15 protein-coding genes are annotated in these 16,820 nt (G+C 66.0%); 9 read left to right on the top strand and 6 right to left on the bottom strand.

Annotated elements, in window-relative coordinates:
* Window positions 1–169 precede the first annotated feature (169 nt).
* From ACYVJJ_RS00780 to ACYVJJ_RS00805, 6 genes are all read left to right on the top strand, one after another.
* Window positions 170–1,771 (top strand): sensor histidine kinase, encoded by a 1,602-nt coding sequence (locus tag ACYVJJ_RS00780; protein ID WP_460830862.1) that lies wholly within the window; start codon window positions 170–172, stop codon window positions 1,769–1,771.
* Between the two features lie 102 nt (window positions 1,772–1,873).
* Complete coding sequence (locus tag ACYVJJ_RS00785; protein ID WP_460830314.1) at window positions 1,874–3,319, top strand: sigma-54-dependent transcriptional regulator; 1,446 nt, start codon at window positions 1,874–1,876, stop codon at window positions 3,317–3,319.
* Between the two features lie 463 nt (window positions 3,320–3,782).
* Window positions 3,783–4,145: a prepilin-type N-terminal cleavage/methylation domain-containing protein gene (locus tag ACYVJJ_RS00790; RefSeq protein ID WP_460830316.1), complete on the top strand. Its 363-nt coding sequence runs from the start codon at window positions 3,783–3,785 to the stop codon at window positions 4,143–4,145.
* Window positions 4,146–4,235: 90 nt separating this feature from the next.
* Window positions 4,236–6,098 carry a hypothetical protein gene (locus ACYVJJ_RS00795; RefSeq protein WP_460830317.1) on the top strand — a complete coding sequence of 621 codons (1,863 nt, stop codon included), beginning with the start codon at window positions 4,236–4,238 and terminating at the stop codon, window positions 6,096–6,098.
* 68 nt (window positions 6,099–6,166) lie between these two features.
* A complete protein-coding gene (locus ACYVJJ_RS00800) occupies window positions 6,167–6,499 on the top strand; it encodes a pilin (RefSeq protein WP_460830318.1) in 333 nt (110 codons plus the stop codon).
* Between the two features lie 321 nt (window positions 6,500–6,820).
* A complete protein-coding gene (locus ACYVJJ_RS00805; RefSeq protein ID WP_460830320.1) occupies window positions 6,821–7,858 on the top strand; it encodes a DegT/DnrJ/EryC1/StrS family aminotransferase in 1,038 nt (345 codons plus the stop codon).
* Between the two features lie 8 nt (window positions 7,859–7,866).
* Here ACYVJJ_RS00805 and ACYVJJ_RS00810 read toward each other — a convergent pair whose 3' ends face one another.
* The 6 genes from ACYVJJ_RS00810 to ACYVJJ_RS00835 are packed head-to-tail and all read right to left on the bottom strand — an operon-like array spanning window position 7,867 to window position 12,849.
* Entirely contained in the window at window positions 7,867–8,379 is a 513-nt protein-coding gene (locus tag ACYVJJ_RS00810) for an acyltransferase (RefSeq protein ID WP_460830321.1), read from the bottom strand.
* Window positions 8,376–9,305 carry a hypothetical protein gene (locus ACYVJJ_RS00815; protein WP_460830323.1) on the bottom strand — a complete coding sequence of 310 codons (930 nt, stop codon included), beginning with the start codon at window positions 9,303–9,305 and terminating at the stop codon, window positions 8,376–8,378. The genes ACYVJJ_RS00810 and ACYVJJ_RS00815 overlap by 4 nt, the downstream gene beginning before the upstream one ends.
* Before the next feature lie 10 nt (window positions 9,306–9,315).
* Window positions 9,316–10,116 (bottom strand): class I SAM-dependent methyltransferase, encoded by an 801-nt coding sequence (locus ACYVJJ_RS00820; RefSeq protein ID WP_460830325.1) that lies wholly within the window; start codon window positions 10,114–10,116, stop codon window positions 9,316–9,318.
* Window positions 10,113–11,279, bottom strand: a complete 1,167-nt coding sequence (locus tag ACYVJJ_RS00825) for a glycosyltransferase (protein ID WP_460830326.1) — start codon at window positions 11,277–11,279, stop codon at window positions 10,113–10,115. The genes ACYVJJ_RS00820 and ACYVJJ_RS00825 overlap by 4 nt, the downstream gene beginning before the upstream one ends.
* Window positions 11,276–11,995 (bottom strand): class I SAM-dependent methyltransferase, encoded by a 720-nt coding sequence (locus ACYVJJ_RS00830; RefSeq protein WP_460830327.1) that lies wholly within the window; start codon window positions 11,993–11,995, stop codon window positions 11,276–11,278. Before ACYVJJ_RS00830 ends, ACYVJJ_RS00825 begins: the two co-directional genes overlap by 4 nt.
* Window positions 11,995–12,849 carry a glycosyltransferase family 2 protein gene (locus ACYVJJ_RS00835; protein ID WP_460830328.1) on the bottom strand — a complete coding sequence of 285 codons (855 nt, stop codon included), beginning with the start codon at window positions 12,847–12,849 and terminating at the stop codon, window positions 11,995–11,997. Before ACYVJJ_RS00835 ends, ACYVJJ_RS00830 begins: the two co-directional genes overlap by 1 nt.
* Before the next feature lie 116 nt (window positions 12,850–12,965).
* Here ACYVJJ_RS00835 and pilB point away from each other — a divergent pair, with 116 nt between their 5' ends.
* Genes pilB through ACYVJJ_RS00850 form a run of 3 tightly spaced genes read left to right on the top strand, consistent with a single transcriptional unit; the run spans window position 12,966 to window position 16,816 of the window.
* Window positions 12,966–14,693: a type IV-A pilus assembly ATPase PilB gene (pilB, locus tag ACYVJJ_RS00840; RefSeq protein WP_460830330.1), complete on the top strand. Its 1,728-nt coding sequence runs from the start codon at window positions 12,966–12,968 to the stop codon at window positions 14,691–14,693.
* Between the two features lie 3 nt (window positions 14,694–14,696).
* Window positions 14,697–15,950, top strand: coding sequence for a type II secretion system F family protein (locus tag ACYVJJ_RS00845; protein WP_460830332.1), 1,254 nt, complete (start codon window positions 14,697–14,699; stop codon window positions 15,948–15,950).
* 2 nt (window positions 15,951–15,952) lie between these two features.
* On the top strand, window positions 15,953–16,816 hold the full coding sequence (locus ACYVJJ_RS00850) for a prepilin peptidase (RefSeq protein WP_460830333.1): 864 nt from the start codon (window positions 15,953–15,955) through the stop codon (window positions 16,814–16,816).
* The last annotated feature ends 4 nt before the right edge of the window (window positions 16,817–16,820 follow it).

Below are 16,820 nucleotides of genomic sequence, written 5' to 3' on the forward strand. Positions count from 1 at the left end.
TCACCGAAGGATGGACGTGGGGCTCGCGCGCGAAAGCGCACCCGACCGGGCCGGCGCGAGGGGCCGGTATTGTCGCCGATCGGCCGGAGCCGGGCAAAAGACGCCTCCGCGGCCGCGCTTTCACCCCGCCTATACTCCGGCGATCGCCCGCAGGACGCGCGTCGTGCCCCTGAAGTCCGCCGTTTCCCCGCTCGACGTCGAGCACGTCCTCTATCGCGAGCTCCGGCTCTTCAACCTCTACCGCGTGCTCGAGGCGGCCCTGCTGGTGCTCGCCATGTTCGGGCCGGTGCGGGCGATGCTCGAGCCTGCCCGGCACGAGCTGCTCGCGCAGGCGACGGTGATCGCCTACCTGTTCATCGCGCTGGTGGCCCTTCCGCTGGGGCGCCGGCTCGAGCTGCGGCTCGTCGCGGCCGTGGGCGTGGCCGCCGACCTCTTCTTCGGCCTGCTCGCGATCCATGCTCTGCCCTCGCTGGGTACGGGCATCGCCCTGATGCTGATGTTCAACGTGGGAGCCGCGGCCCTCCTGCTTCCGCCGCGCATGGCCGCGGCCCTCGCGTTCACCGCGGTGGCGGCCCTGTCGGGCGAATACCTCTGGAGCACGCTCGACTTCGACCAGCGGCGTTCGCTCGCGGAGCCGATCATGTTCTCGATCGGCTACGTCGCGCTCGCCACGGTGATGAACGTGCTCGGCCGGCAGATGCGCGAGAGCTACGAGCTCGCCGCGCAGCGCACCACCGAGAACGAGCATCTCGCGCAGGTCAACGAGCTGATCATCCGCCGCCTGCGCACGGGCGTCCTGCTCGTCGACGGCGGCGGCCGCATGCGCCTCGCGAACGAGGCTGCATCGGCACTGCTCGGCGACATTGGCGACAGCCTGCACGGCTATCGCGAGCTGACGGTCGCCGTGCCGGAGCTCGGGCGGCGCCTCGCGCAGTGGCGCGAGAGCGGTGTCGTGGACGAGAGCCCGCTGCGCGTCGCCCCCGACCAGCCCGACGTGATTCCGCGCTTCGCGCGGCTGCAGGCCAACAGCGACCAGGTGCTCGTCTTCCTCGACGACACGTCGCTGGTCTCGCAGCGCGCCGAGTCGATCACGCTCGCCACGCTCGGCCGCTTCTCCGCGAGCCTCGCGCACGAGATCCGCAATCCGCTCGCCGCGATCCGCTATGCGGTGCAGTTGCTGGAGGAATCCGAGGACATCCGCCCGGCCGACCGCCGACTGCTGGAGATCATCCACCAGCACTGCCAGCGCATGAACGGCATCGTCGAGAACGTGCTCGGGCTCGCGCGCCGCGAGACCGCCAAGCCCGTCGGCGTGGAGCTCGTCGAGTTCGCCCGGCACTTCGTCGACGACTACCTCGTCAGCCATCCGATCGAGTCGGACATGCTCGCGGCGACGTCCTCGCTGCGCGAGCTGTCGGCGCTGTTCGACCCACGCCAGCTGCACCAGGCGGTGACGGTGCTGGTGAGCAATGCGCTCAACTACGGGCGCATGCCGGGCGAGCCGGCGCGCGTCACCCTGCGCGTAGGCGACGACCGCGGCCAACCCGTGCTCGACGTGCTCGACCGGGGGCCCGGCATCCCCGAGGCCGTGCGCAGCCGGCTGTTCCGCCCGTTCTTCACGACGTCGAGCCATGGCACAGGGCTCGGGCTGTACATCGCGCGGGAGCTCTGCCGCGCCAACCAGGCGACACTCGACTACGTGCCCACCCCGGGGGGCGGCGGCTGCTTCCGGATCCGCATGAGCCCGTGGGGCGGACCGCCGGCGGGCTGACCGCGTACACGGCACGCCCCGGGTAACGGTCCGGACCTGACGCGAACCGCCGAAAGTGGCCGCAAACCGTCACTTCAGCTAAGGTGCGCGGCGGAGGACCCGATGCCCGAAGCAGCCCCTAGCGCCGCCCCGCCCCGTAGCGCCCTCGTCGTCGACGACGAGCGCGACATCCGCGAACTGCTGGTGATGACGCTCGGCCGCATGGGCCTGCGCTGCGACACCGCGGCCAACGTCACCGACGCCCGCGCGCTGCTGTCCAGGAACCGCTACGACCTCTGCCTGACCGACATGCGGCTGCCCGACGGCACCGGCCTGGAGATCGTCGCCGAGATCAACCAGAAGCACCCGACCACGCCGGTGGCGATGATCACCGCCTTCGGCAACGTCGAGGCCGCCGTCGAGGCGCTGAAGGCCGGGGCCTTCGACTTCGTCGCCAAGCCTGTGGACCTCGGCGTGCTGCGCGACCTCGTCCGCCAGGCGCTGGAGCTGCACGAGAAGCGGCGCGCCGCCAGCGAAGCCGGCATCGCCTCGCGGCTCTACGGCGAATCGGGTGCGATGGCGCAGCTGCGCGCCACGCTCACCAAGGTCGCGCGCAGCCAGGCCCCGGTCTACATCACCGGCGAGTCCGGCGTGGGCAAGGAGCTCGTCGCGCGCACGATCCATGCCGAAGGCGGGCGTGCTTCCGGCCCGTTCGTGCCGGTCAACTGCGGCGCCATCCCGGCCGAGCTGATGGAGAGCGAGTTCTTCGGCCACAAGAAGGGCTCCTTCACCGGTGCCCATGCCGACAAGCCCGGCCTGTTTCAGGCCGCCGACGGCGGCACCCTGTTCCTCGACGAGGTCGCCGAGCTGCCGCTGCCGATGCAGGTGAAGCTGCTGCGCGCGATCCAGGAGAAATCGGTCCGCCCGGTCGGCTCCAACAGCGAGGCGAAGGTCGACGTGCGCATCCTGTCGGCCACACACAAGGACCTCGCGTCACTGGTCGAGGAGGGCCGCTTCCGGCACGACCTCTACTACCGCATCAACGTGATCGAGCTGCGCGTGCCGCCGCTGCGCGAGCGCCCCGAGGATCTTCCGGGCCTGGCCGACATCATCCTGCGCCGCCTCGCCTCGAACCAGGACCGCGCGGTCTCGCGCCTGTCCCCGGAGGCGCTCGAAGCGCTGCGTGGCTACGGATTCCCGGGCAACGTCCGCGAGCTCGAGAACATCCTCGAGCGCGCACTCGCGTTGGCCGAGGGCGACGTCATCGAGGTCGACGACCTGAGCCTGCCGAAGCCTGCCGCCCGCGCCGTGCCCGCCTCCATGCCATCCGCGTCCTCGACGGCGGACGCTGCACCGGCTGCGCCCGCGGCGCAGCCCGCCGATCCCCGCACCCTTGATCCCCGCGATACCGCGACCAGCGCCCTGCCCTCGTACATCGAGGAGATCGAGCGCGCGGCGATCCAGCATGCGCTGCAGGAGAACCGGTATAACAAGACGCGCACCGCGGCCGCGCTGGGGATCACGTTCCGCGCGCTGCGGTACAAGCTGAAGAAGCTGGGCATCGATTAGGCTGCTGCCCGCCGTAGGCTGTTGACCGCGGCAATGCCAGCCGCTCGACGGGTCGAAGATGCGCTTGCATTGGCAGGTAACACGGTCGGTCGGCCGATGAGCTCCGTTACACCTCGGAGTTGCGCATGGGGCCCGCGTGGAAAACCTCCGACCCGCCGCGACAGCGCGCCCTGACCGTGCTCGCGATGCATCGGCCATTGCGTTCGGGACCAAGCCACTTTCGAGTAGTGACAAATTGCGTCACTTCCCGAACTGGCTGACGCATCGCGTCACCTGCGCGACCGCTTGTCGGACCACAAGCGTGACCTATCACCCGAAAGCGCGCCGATCGGCTGGAAACTGCGGTTGGCACGCGATATGCGTATGCTCACGGTGCACGGGCAGCACGCATGGCAGACCGAAGGATGCGGCGAGTCGTCCGGCAGCAGTCCGTGAAGTTCAAACCACTCCTAGGGGATACATCATGAAGAAGCAGCAGGGCTTTACCCTCATCGAGCTGATGATCGTCGTCGCGATCATCGCCATCCTGGCCGCCATCGCGCTGCCGCAGTACCGCAACTACACGCAGCGTTCGGCGAACAGCGCGTGCCTGGGCGAGGCGAAGGCCTGGATGAACACGGCGGTCGCCGAAGCAGCGGACAACCGCACCGGCTCGGCGTTCGTCGGCCGCGCTTGCAGCGTTGCAGCGGGCACCATCACGGTTACTCCGGCGGAGTACAGCACGGCTGGCGCGACCGAAACCTTCACGACGCCGGTCCGCGGCAACGCGACGCTTCGTCAGAACGTCTCGTGCCAGTCCGGCAGCGGCACTTGCCAGTTGCAGTAACGTAGCAGGGCATACCCCGTGACGCAGAAGCCTCCGGCGCAAGCCGGAGGCTTTTTTTTGGAGACCGGCGCGACTAGCGCCCGATTGAACATGGCGATCAACGCAGCCCCCCAGGAATACTCTCGGCAACCGCCTTTCGTCGCGATCGCGATCGCACTGGCGGCACTCGCCATGCTTCCATTCCTGCTGGGCTTGGGCGGAGACTTCATTTTCGACGACCGCCAGACCGTCCAGTACAACGGCGCGTTGCGGATGGCATCACTGGATCTCGAGCACCTGCTCCGTGCCGCCTACAGTTTCGAGGCGGGGAACGGTTCGCGAATGCTCGCCATGCTTACCTTTGCCCTCGACTACTGGCGTGGAGGTGGTGACCCAGCCGTCTTCAAGACGACGAACGTCCTGATCCACTGCGTCACGACCGTGGCGCTCGCCGCCTTTCTTCGTCGGCTCTTCCTCATGTCGGGCGCTGCACTGCGCCCTGCTTCGAGCGGAGCACTAGCACTGTCGCTCCTATGGGCCCTGCATCCCCTGCAGGTGTCGGCCGTTCTGTATGTCGTCCAACGGATGCAGACGCTCGGCACCTTGTTCCTCGTCCTCGCGCTCTGGACGTACCTTCGGATGCGCGAAGCGCAGATCGAAGGTCGGCGCAGCCGCCACTTCGGTATCGTCACCGCGCTGTTCTGGGGCCTTGCGCTCGCGAGCAAAGAAGATTCCGTGCTGTTGCCGCTTTACGCGTTCCTGCTCGAGATCACCGTGCTGCGTTTCGGCGCTGCCGAGCAGCAGCTCGCCCGGAGGCTACGGCTGGGCTACTCGGCAGTCTGCGCGCTTGGTGCACTCGCCTTCTTCTTGGTGATCGTGCCGCACTACTGGCATTGGGACGCCTATCCCGGCCGGACCTTCTCGAGTTCCGATCGGCTGCTTTCGCAGGCCAGGGTCCTCGCGATGTATATCGGGCAGATCCTGTTCCCACTGCCCGGGCACCTTCATTTCTACTATGACGACTTCCCGGTGTCGCGAGGCCTGCTTGATCCGCCTTCCACGGCCGCCGCAGTCGTATTCATCGCGGGACTGCTGTCGCTCGCCGTCCAGCAGCGGCGGCGGCGTCCACTAGTTGCGCTCGGAATACTGCTCTTCTTCGCCGGCCACTCGATGACGAGCAACGTCGTCAACCTCGAGCTCGCATTCGAGCATCGCAATCATTTCCCGTTGATCGGCGCCTTGATCGCCGTGGGGGCTCTGGCGGCGGAGCTGTTCGCGCGCTTTCGGATGCGGCACTGGGTTCCTGGTGCAGCCTGCGCGCTCGCCATAGCCGGCGTCTCCGCCGCGACGGCCATCCGCGCGCAGCAGTGGGGTGAGCCGTCGCGCTTTGCAGCACTTGGCGTCGAATTGGCTCCGCGGTCGATCCGCGCATGGAGCGACCTTTGCACACATCAGTTCGACCTGAGCGTGGACGGCACGGATTCGCAGAAGCTCGCTCGCGCAATCACCACCTGCGAGCGAGGCGCCGCGGCAACCCGTTCACCCCAGTTGCTCTTCAACGTCATCGTCTACAAGACGATCGCCGGGCGACCGACGCGCGGGGATTGGCCAGTCTTCTTGAAGCAGCTTGAGGCCGCACCTCCCAGCGCCGAGCTCGAGGGCATCTACCACGCCATTCTCAAGAACGTGGACCATGGCTTCCCGTTGGATCCGGCTGGAACCGTGCAAGCTCTCCACATCGTGGCCCGACGGACGCCACTTTCCGATGTGCAGTACGTGCATATCGCCACATATGTCTACAAGAACGGGGCCAATCCCGAAAGCGCTCTCCCGTTCCTGGAGCAGGCAGTGCGCATTGCGCCTCCGGGCTCTCCTCTGATCGATCGCGTGCTGGTCAACCTCACTGCGGCAGGCCGCTCCGACTGGGTCGACCATCTCCGCGGCCTGCGAAAGGTGAAGCCCCGCACGCATTGACCGATCAAGCCGCGCTGGCACGATCCATGCTTGCCTACTTGACTGGCCGCAGATTCCGGACACTGTTGATGTACCCGCGCAACCGTGGCTTCACGCTAATCGAACTGATGATTACCGTCGCGATCATCGCGCTGCTGTCGGCGGTCGCGCTTCCGCTGATCGTTAGGCAACAGGTACGCGCCGCTGAGGCATCTTGTCTCGCCGAAACCAAGACCTACGTCAGCATGTCACTCGCCGCGATGGCCAACCAGGATGCGCCCCAGGCGCCGCCACTGCGGGCATGTGGCAGCGGAGACACCATCAGCGCCGTGAGCACCACGGTGACGGGCACCCCGCGTTCACCGGGAATGCGGCGGACGATATGCTCGGCGGCGTCCGCGACCTGCGCACTCGAACCCTGACAGCAATTCAAGCGCACGGCGGCACAGGGCTGAGCGCCTTGCTCGCGTCGATCGAGCGCCGATCCTTCACTTCACGATGCGGTGTCAGGGCGGGTTCGACCGCGTAGTTCTCGCCGTATCCGGCATCACCCCGGTGCCCCGTGAGCCCTGATGTCCTGACCTAGAATGGCAACGGGCCCTCCGGAGATCCGCGATGACAGAGCGGCCATCCCTCGTGTTTGCAGCGCCCGACATCCACGACGAGGAAATCGCGGAGGTCGTCGAATGCATGCGCTCCGGATGGCTGGGCACCGGCCCCGTGTTGCCCGATTCGAAGCCGACATGGCTGCGTTCAAGGGATTCGAGCCGAGCCAGGTAGCCGCGGTCAATTCATGCACGGCGGCGCTCCATGTGAGCATGGTCGCGTCGGGCCTCCCCGCCGGCTCGGAGGTCATCACGACGCCCCTCACCTTCTGCGCGACGGTGAACTCGATTCTCCATGCCGGCCTGACTCCCGTACTCGCGGACGTGGACGCTCGCACGCACAATATCGATCCAGATGCCATCGAGGCGGCGATCACGCCGAGGACGCGAGCAATCGTGCCCGTTCATTTCGCGGGGCGCCCATGTGACATGGCCCGGATCATGGCCATTGCACGAGCACATGGCCTGATGGTCATCGAGGACTGCGCCCACGCCATCGAGACCACGTACAAGGGACAACATGCGGGTAGCTTCGGCGACTTCGGTTGCTTCAGCTTCTATGTGACGAAGAACGTCGTGACCGGCGAAGGCGGAATGATCATTGGCCGTGATCGCGAGCTCGGGGACCGATGCAGGATCCTTGCGCTCCAGGGCATGAGCAAGGATGCGTGGCACCGCTTCAGCGACAGCGGCTACAAGCACTACCAGGTCGTAGAGAGCGGCTTCAAGTACAACATGATGGACCTGCAGGCCGCGATCGGCATCCATCAGCTGGCCCGCGTCGAGGCGTCATGGCGCCGTCGTGCAGAAGTCTGGGAGCGTTACTCCACATGCCTCCCGGGCGATCGCCTGGGCCTGCCGGCCGACGTGGAACCGGATACGCGCCACGCCTTCCACCTTTTCACGATCGACGTAGATCCGGCGCGTGCCGGTATCGAGCGGGATGCCTTCCTCGACGCGATGACCTCGCGCGGCATCGGCACGGGAGTCCATTACTTATCGGTGGCCGAGCATCCTTATTACCAAGCACGGTTCGGCTGGAGGCCGGAGCAGTGGCCGAATGCGATGCGGATCGGGCGGCAGACGACGAGCCTCCCGATCTCGCCGAAGCTGAGCGACGCGGATGTCATGCGCGTCATCGATGCAGTTGACGACGTCCTCGAGAAGAACCGCTGATGCGGAGGTTACTCGAGTGTCCGGAGCCGTCGCGCAGGTACGCCCGCATAGACGGCGGCACCCTCGAGCATTCCTTTCACGACTGCACCGGCCCCGATGACCGTACGCGCACCCAGAACTGCTCCCGAGAGCACGACTGCAGCGGTCCCGATCCAGCAATGCTCGCCGATCGATACCCCATCGCTCTCTGGAGGAAACCGGTCGCACAAGGGCGACCCATGGCTGGCGCCGGGATCGGCATGAGTGATGACGCACACGCGCGGTGAGAGCGTGCTCCCGGGGCCGATCCATAGAGGGCCCTTGAGGTCGAGAAGGCAGCCGGCCCCAATGTGTACATCATCGTCGACCCGGAGGTTACGGAAGCCCTCTTCAAGGTTGATGAGCCGGCATTCGTAGATCCGCACATTCCGGCCGATCCGCGCACCCAAGGCTCCAAGGCATCGCGCGCGCAAGCGGGGGTGCACGCAAAAGCGCAGCGCCAGTTCCACCACCATGCACAACCCGTGTCGCAGCGCACTCATCGCACTCGTCCCGTCCTGAGAACGCCGAGCAGCACACCGGCCACCGCGGCCAGTCCTATGTCGACCACCAGGACCACCGCCCGCGCCGCAAGGGCGAGCGCTGCCATATCGGGTGAATCGATGTCCATCACCGGCCCCATCATCAACAGGCTCGCCTCGCGTGCACCTATGCCGGCGGGCAGCAGGCTGATGATACCCACGAGGTAAGACAGTGAAAGCGCCGCAACCAGAGCGGCGGGATCACCGTGCGGTACCACGATCGACGCGAGGAGTCCCCAGCCTACGCAGTAGCCGAGGAGACAGGCCCCCAGGCCCGCCGCTCGCAAGAGATCGGGCCGCATGCCGTGTCGCGCATCGGGTGTGACGCCCAGGCCGTCCAGGCGCCGCCCGATCACGGGCACCCGAACGACGACGCGCCACATGCCTTGCGACCCCACAATGATCGAAGCCGCGATCCATGCGGCGACCAGAACGCACGCGGCGATGGGATATCCGTATCGGCTTGCGAATAGGCCCGCCAACCCGGCGCCGGTGATCAGGACGACGAGCCCTACCATCAGCTCCACGTTGGCACGCAGCAGCGTGCCGGGGCGGATCTTCCCGAGCATCGCCGCCTGTGCCAGGAACGTCCATACCCGGCCTGGAACGTACTTCGCGACCTGCGATGCAAGATAGACGCCGGCGATGCGGAACCGCATCGCGACGGTCCGCTCGCCGGTCAGCTCGGCAACGACGACTGCGGCCCCCGCATTGCCCAGTGTGAGCGACAGGATCGCAAGCCAGACCTCACGCGCACGCGCGTCGCCCAGCAGACGCCCGAGCCACCCGGCGTCCTGCCTTGCGGCCAGTACCAGCGCCACGAGGGTTGCGACCGCGATGATGGCGACCAGCCCTCGTCGAATCCTTGTTGAATTACCCAATGCCATCGTGAGTGCTTCAGCAGCCTTTTACCCCGCAGGCCGGCACGCGATCCTCGACCCGCGCGTGGACCGGCTTGCGGAGCAGCCATACATAGCCGGGGAAAAGCGGGTACGCGGCATGTGCGAAGGCCCGAATCGCGAGTCGCCGCACCCCCGTGCCCATCATGTAGCCGAACTCGAAGCGCTCCGGCTCGCGCAGCATCTTGAGCGTGTAGTCGATCACCTCGAATGCACCTGTCAGGTCACGTAGTCCACGGATTCCTAGATGGCGCTCGTGGTAGTAGCGACCTCGCCTAGCCAGCCTGAGGTAGCGATGCGCCCAGCTGACGGGAATGATCGACAGGAACGGAAGACGATAATGCTGCTCGATCACGCAGAAGCGATTCGTCGCAGCGAAGTAGCAGAGCCCACCGGGCCGCAGGACGCGTGCGATCTCGCGCATCATGCGTCGAGGATCGGGCACGTGTTCGTACACCTGCGAGCAGACGACGATGTCGAACGACGACGGAGCGAAGTCGAGTTCCATCGCATCGCCGACCTGGAATCGAGCATTTGCAGGCGCTCGTGCAGCAGCGAGCTCAATCGCTTCGCGATCGATGTCGATTCCGGTGAGCTGCGCCACGTGTCGCGCAAGTTCTCGGTCGATCAGGCCGGTTGAACATCCTACGTTGAGCAGTTTCGCGGTACAGAGCGCGTCCGAGCCGATTGCGTCCCGAAGGACGGCGATCATTGTACGGGCCTTCCGCGTGCGCACGTCTGCAGCGTGCATCGCCGGATTGCCTTTCGAAAAGTCGAACTGGTAGCCGCGCTCCGTCATACAACTCCGCCCACCGGGCCCGTTGACACCGCGAGGCCGAGGAGTCTCGGCACGATCGCATCTTCGACGGAAAAGCGCGACGCCAACCGCCCGAGGGCTGTCGAGAACTCCACCGGGCGACGCGCAAGAGCTTCGCGGATCGCCACACGGAATGCCTCCGGGTCGACCCGTGCCGCGACGACACCCACGCCGCCCTCCTGAATCAGTGTCGGCAGGTCTCCGACCGGCATCGCGATGACGGGACAACCGTTGCGAATCGCATCGGAAAACACAACCGGGATGCTCTCGATGCGCGAAGGGATCAACACGTAGTCGGCGACGTTGAGCAGCGTGGCGGCGGTCGGGGCGTCAACGTAACCGCGAATGCAGACGGGGCGCCCTAGCCGCTGAAGGCGGGTGACAGCGGCAGTCACCTGCTGCGACAAAGCACCGCCACCGCAGACGTCGACCCGCTCGAGCAGTGCCCAGTCTTCGTCATGCAGCCCCTCAAGGGCCTCCAGGAGGAGATCGACGCCCTTGTTGGGGTGCCATCGGCCGATGAAGAGCAGGCGATACGGGGGCTGTTCGCGGAGGCATTTCTCGCGGATAGGCGCCAGCTGCCGCGCACTTGGCAGGAACTCCGTGGGCTTCCCGCTGATTGCACTCGTCGCTTCAGCCAGTTGTAGGCCATCGGAGAATACGTTGTCTGCATCGCGCAGTACGCCCCGCATGTAACGGCGGATACCGGGAACCCGTCCGAGTGTCCAGATATCGCTGCCCAGCGTCCAAACGGAAAAAGGGATGCGGCGCGCACGAGCCACGGAACGAGCCCATGCCCCGGAAGGAAGCGCCCACAGTGCGACGACATGTGCAGTCGGCCCTGCGTCCACCGCACGGCGCGTCGCTGCCGCGCCGCCGTGAAGCACACCCGCGATCCTGATGCCGTGCAGGGGATGAAAGAGCTTCAGAGTGGAAAGCGGCGCTCGCGGCGCAGCGAACCGGAAGACCTCGAGCGACGCTGACCACGATTCGCGTGTCGCCTCGCGGCCCGGCGCGACCACGCGGACCGGCAGGTGACGCGACAGCTCGTCGGCCACATCCGCCACGAATGCACCAGCAGCTTCGCTCCCATCGCCGCGCTGAGGGAAGGACGTCGTGACGAGGACGAGCGCGGGTTCATTCACGCGCGACGGGCCACGACGTGGTACCCGCCCGTGGCGGCGCCCCAGTTCGGGAGCAGACACCCCAGCAACCGGCCGGCGAGATTGAAGAGCGGCACGAGACTGCAAAGTGGTAACGCGACCAACGTCATCAGGCTCCGTCGACGGATGGACTCGAGCGCAGTACCGGCGATCACCAGGTTCATTACCAGTGATGCGGACTCGAAAGCGTTGGTTGACGGCCGCAGATCCTCGATCTCGAAACCGGTACTTCCCAGCAGCCGACGCAGGCCGTGTTCCGTCAGGCGCTGGAAGTCGTAGGGCGCGTCGTGGATCGGATACAGGAGCGGTAGGCTCAGCACGACTCTTCCCCCGTCCGACAGCACCCGGGCGATTTCGCGCATCGTTGCTGCAGGCTCCGGAAGGTGCTCAAGCACTTCGAGAAGGAGCACGGTGTCTACGGTGCGGTCCCGAAACGGGAGCCCTGCCGCGTCCGCATAAACATCGGGGCGTGCGCCATAGAGCGACCCTCCCGTCGCCGGGTAGTCCAGGCCCACGTAGTCGCATCCGGACGGCAAAGCTGTCACGGCCCACCGATCTGCGCAGCCGATATCGAGGACGAGGCCCCGGGCGACCCGCGCAATGTCAGCCGCTTGCCGGCTACGGCGCGGCGTGAGCCATTGGGGATGCAGAGGCGTATGCCTGACCCGCGCGAAGAGCCGTCGCACCAGGTCGTCCATCAGTCCTTGGGCCGCCCGTAGACGAGGGACGTCAGCTGCTCGGAGACCAGACCGATCAGGAAAACGATGACGCCCGCACTGATGAGGAGCAGGCTCATGTTGGTGAAGCGATGCACCGTCAGGAACGTATGGATGTAATAGCCGACACCCAGTCCAAACGCGAGCAGCGAGATCGGAACGAACAACTTGAGCGGCGAATAGAGCGTTGCGATCTTGAAGATGATCAGCAGGAACCGGACGCCGTCGCGCAGCGGACGGATGTGGCTGCGGCCGATCCGCTGCGCCACGGGGATCGGCACGTAGGCCACTGCGTACGCGCTGCGGAAGAATGCCATCGTGCTGGTCGTCGGATAGGAAAACCCGTTTGGCAGCAGGTGGAGGACATCCGCGAATCGCTCGCGGCGCACCGCACGAAAGCCCGACGTCAGGTCCATGATCTGATGTCCCGTCATCCAGGATGCCAAGCGGTTGTAGAAGCCGTTCGCGAGCCCGCGGCTCCGGCTTGCCTGGCCTTCGGCATCCCGCGCGCCGACGACCATGTCGTAGCCCTCCTCCAGTTTCGCGAGCAGCCGCGGGATGAGCAGCGGATCATGCTGGCCGTCGGCGTCCATGAAGACGATCACGTCGCCAGTTGCGCGACGCGCGCCGCGCTTGATCGCTGCCCCGTTGCCCATGGGATAGGGCGAGCTCAGTACCTCGACGCCGAATCGGCGGGCGACATCCGCCGTACCGTCCTCCGATCCATCGTCCACTACGATCACCTCGGCATCAGGCAGACCGGCGCGGAGCGCCGGCAGCGTCTTTTCGAGCCCCGCAGCTTCATTCTTGGCCGGCAGAACGACCGTGATGCGCATCAGATTTTCCCTGAACTCCCAGGGTCTAGAGTGCAGAAAAGGCCGACCCCTCCGCAATGCATGACCCGCTTTTTGCGCTAGAGTCGCTAAGGGGCTGGAAAAAGGGTCGTCTTCACATGTCAACCGTCGCTACCGCCAACTTGGTGGGGATCACGGGCATTGCGCGCCGCCTGGTGCTCGACGGAGCGCTCGACGAGAGCGCCGCGCGCGATGCCATGGCCGCTGCCACGGCCGAGAAGAAGCCGCTCGCGGTCTACCTGTCGGACCGGCGGCTGGTCACGGCCGCCCACATGGCTGCCGCCAATTCCGTCGAGTTCGGCGTCCCGCTCATGGACGCAATGGCGTTCGACCCGGCCCAGTCCTGCGTCAAGCAGGTCAGTGAGGAGCTGCTGCGCAAGCATGGGGTGCTTCCGCTGTTCAAGCGCGGCAGCCGACTGTTCGTGGGGATCGCGGACCCGACGAATTCCCATGCGCTGGACGAGATCAAGTTCCAGACGAACCTGACGGTCGAAGCGGTCCTGGTCGATCAGGACACGATCACCCGCTGCCTCGACCGCTGGCTCGAGACATCCGATGCTCTGGGGGAGGCCACCGGCGACGAGGAAGGCCTCGACAATCTCGAGGTCGGCAAGGACGAGGACTTCGCGGCCGGCGGCGACTCCGGCGTCGACGCGAAGGGCGACGACACCCCCGTCGTCAAGTTCGTGAACAAGGTGCTGGTCGACGCCATCCGTCGTGGCGCCTCCGACATCCACTTCGAGCCTTACGAGACGGACTACCGCGTACGCATGCGTATCGACGGCATCCTCAAGCAGGTCGCCAAGGTCCCGTCCAAGCTCAACACCCGCATCGCGGCGCGCCTGAAGGTCATGGCGCAGCTGGATATCGCGGAAAAGCGCGTGCCGCAGGACGGGCGCATCAAGCTCAACCTCTCGAAGACCAAGCAGATCGACTTCCGCGCGAGCACCCTGCCGACGCTGTTCGGCGAAAAGGTCGTGCTGCGTATCCTCGACGGCAGTGCGGCCAAGCTCGGCATCGACAAGCTCGGCTACGAGGAGGACCAGAAGGAACTGTTCCTGTCGGCGATCGCCAAGCCCTACGGCATGGTCCTGGTGACCGGCCCGACGGGCTCCGGCAAGACGGTGTCGCTCTACACCGCGCTAAACATCCTCAACGAGGAAGCGCGCAACATCTCCACCGTCGAGGACCCGGTCGAAATCCGTGTGCAGGGCATCAACCAGGTCCAGATGAACGTCAAGCGCGGCATGACGTTCGCCGCGGCGCTGCGCAGCTTCCTGCGCCAGGACCCGGACGTGATCATGGTCGGCGAAATCCGCGACCTCGAGACCGCGGAGATCGCCGTCAAGGCCGCGCAGACGGGCCATATGGTGCTGTCGACGCTGCATACGAACGACGCGCCGCAGACCGTAGCGCGCCTCATGAACATGGGCATCGCGCCGTACAACATCACCTCGTCGGTGAGCCTGATCATCGCCCAGCGCCTGGCCCGTCGCCTGCACGACTGCAAGCGCCCCGTGCAGTTGCCGGAACATGCCCTGCTCACGGAGGGCTTCCGGCCGGAAGAAGTGGCACAGGGGATCACGCTGTTCGAGCCCGTCGGATGCCCGGACTGCACGGAAGGCTACAAGGGCCGTACCGGCATCTACCAGGTCATGCCGATGACCGAGGAAATCCAGGCAATCATCCTCGCCGGCGGGAACGCCCTGCAGATCGCCGAGGCCGCTCAGAAGTCGGGGATCCGTGACCTGCGCCAGTCCGCGCTGCTCAAGGCGCGCAATGGCGTCACCAGCCTTGCCGAAATCAACCGCGTCACCAAGGACTAAACCATGTCCGCGAGCCGTTCGACCGCAAAAAACGCCACCCGCACTGCAGATTCGATGCAGACCTTCACGTGGGTGGGCAAGGACCGCCGTGGCGTCGTCATGAAAGGCGAGCAGTCGGCCAAGAACGTCAACCTCGTGAAGGCGGAACTCCGCCGTCAGGGGATCACGCCTCAGACGGTGAAGCCGAAGGCCAAGCCGCTGTTCGGCAGTGCCGGACAGGCGATCAAGCCTCGCGACATCGCGATTTTCAGCCGCCAGATCGCGACGATGATGAAGTCGGGCGTGCCAATCGTGAGCGCGCTGGAGATCATCGGCAACGGAAACAAGAATGTGCGGATGCGCAACCTGGTGGGCGAGATCCGGGCGGATATCCAGGGAGGCATGTCACTCCACGAAGCACTGAGTCGGCATCCAGTCTATTTCGACGAGCTATATCGGAACCTTGTGCGGGCTGGCGAAGCGGCCGGCGTTCTGGAGACTGTGCTCGACACTGTTGCGTCCTACAAGGAAAACCTGGAGGCGCTCAAAGGCAAGATCAAGAAGGCGATGTTCTATCCGATCATGGTCGTGGCCGTTGCCCTGATCGTGAGCGGTATTCTGCTCGTCTTCGTGGTGCCCCAGTTTGAGGAGGTCTTCCGTAGCTTCGGCGCGGACCTTCCGGCGTTTACGCAGATGGTCGTGGCGTTGAGCCGGTTCATGGTCGCGTGGTGGTGGCTGATCCTCTTCGGCGTGATCGCGGCCGTCGGTGCATTCATCGCCGCAAAGAAGCGCTCAGTGGCATTCCAGCACTTCCTTGATCGCCTGGTGCTGAAGTTCCCGGTCATCGGGCAGATCATGCACAACTCGTCGATCGCTCGGTTCGCGCGCACGTTGGCCGTGACCTTCAAGGCCGGCGTGCCGCTCGTCGAGGCGCTCGACACCGTTGCCGGCGCCACCGGGAACATCGTGTACGAGGACGCCGTGCGGCGCATGCGTGAGGACGTCGCCGTAGGCTACCCGGTCAATGTCTCGATGAAGCAGACCAATCTCTTCCCGCACATGGTCGTCCAGATGACTTCAATCGGCGAGGAAGCCGGCGCGCTCGACACCATGCTGTTCAAGGTGGCCGAGTTCTACGAGCAGGAGGTCAACAACGCCGTCGACGCGCTCGCCAGCCTGCTCGAGCCGCTGATCATGGTCTTCCTCGGCGTCGTGGTCGGCGGCATGGTCGTCGCGATGTACCTGCCGATCTTCAAGCTGGCCTCGGTCGTCGGCTGACGGTGGCGTTCCTCGACGGCAATCCCCAGCTCGGCTACCCCCTCGCTGCCGGCCTCGGCCTGCTGGTCGGCAGCTTCATCAACGTGGTGATCCTCCGGCTGCCGAAGCGGCTGGAGTGGGGCTGGAAGCGCGACGCGCGCGAGGTGCTCGAGCAGCCGGACGTCTACGATCCGCCGCCGCCCGGGATCGTGGTCGAGCGTTCGCACTGCCCGCACTGCCGGCACGTGCTGAGCTGGTACGAGAACATCCCGCTCTTCAGCTGGCTGGCGCTGCGCGGCCGCTGCCGCCATTGCAAGGCGCCGATCTCGCCGCAGTATCCGCTCGTCGAGCTGCTGACGATGCTGCTGTTCGTCGCCTGCGTCTGGCGCTTCGGCTTCGGCTGGCAGGGCTTCGGCGCGATGGTCTTCACGGGCTTCCTGGTCTCGATGTCGGGGATCGATCTGCGCACGCAGTTGCTGCCCGACGCCCTGACCCTGCCGCTGATGTGGCTCGGCCTGATCGCCGCGTCCGACAACCTGTACTTCGGCGCGAAGCCCGCGCTCCTCGGGGCGGTGGCGGGCTATCTCGTCCTCTGGTCGGTCTGGTGGCTGTTCAAGCAGCTCACCGGCAAGGAAGGCATGGGGCACGGCGACTTCAAGCTGCTCGCGGCGATCGGCGCCTGGACCGGGCTCAAGGGCGTGCTGCCGACGCTGATGATCTCGTCGGTCGTCGGCGCGGTGGTCGGCTCGCTCTGGCTGCTCGCCAAGGGGCGCGACCGGGCGACGCCGATTCCGTTCGGGCCCTACCTCGCCGTTGCCGGCTGGATCGTCTTCTTCTGGGGCGATGCGCTGGTGGGCGCCTACCTGCGGATGTCGGGCCTGCGCTGAGCGC

The sequence above is a fragment of the Lysobacter humi (ex Lee et al. 2017) genome (genome assembly GCF_054781815.1).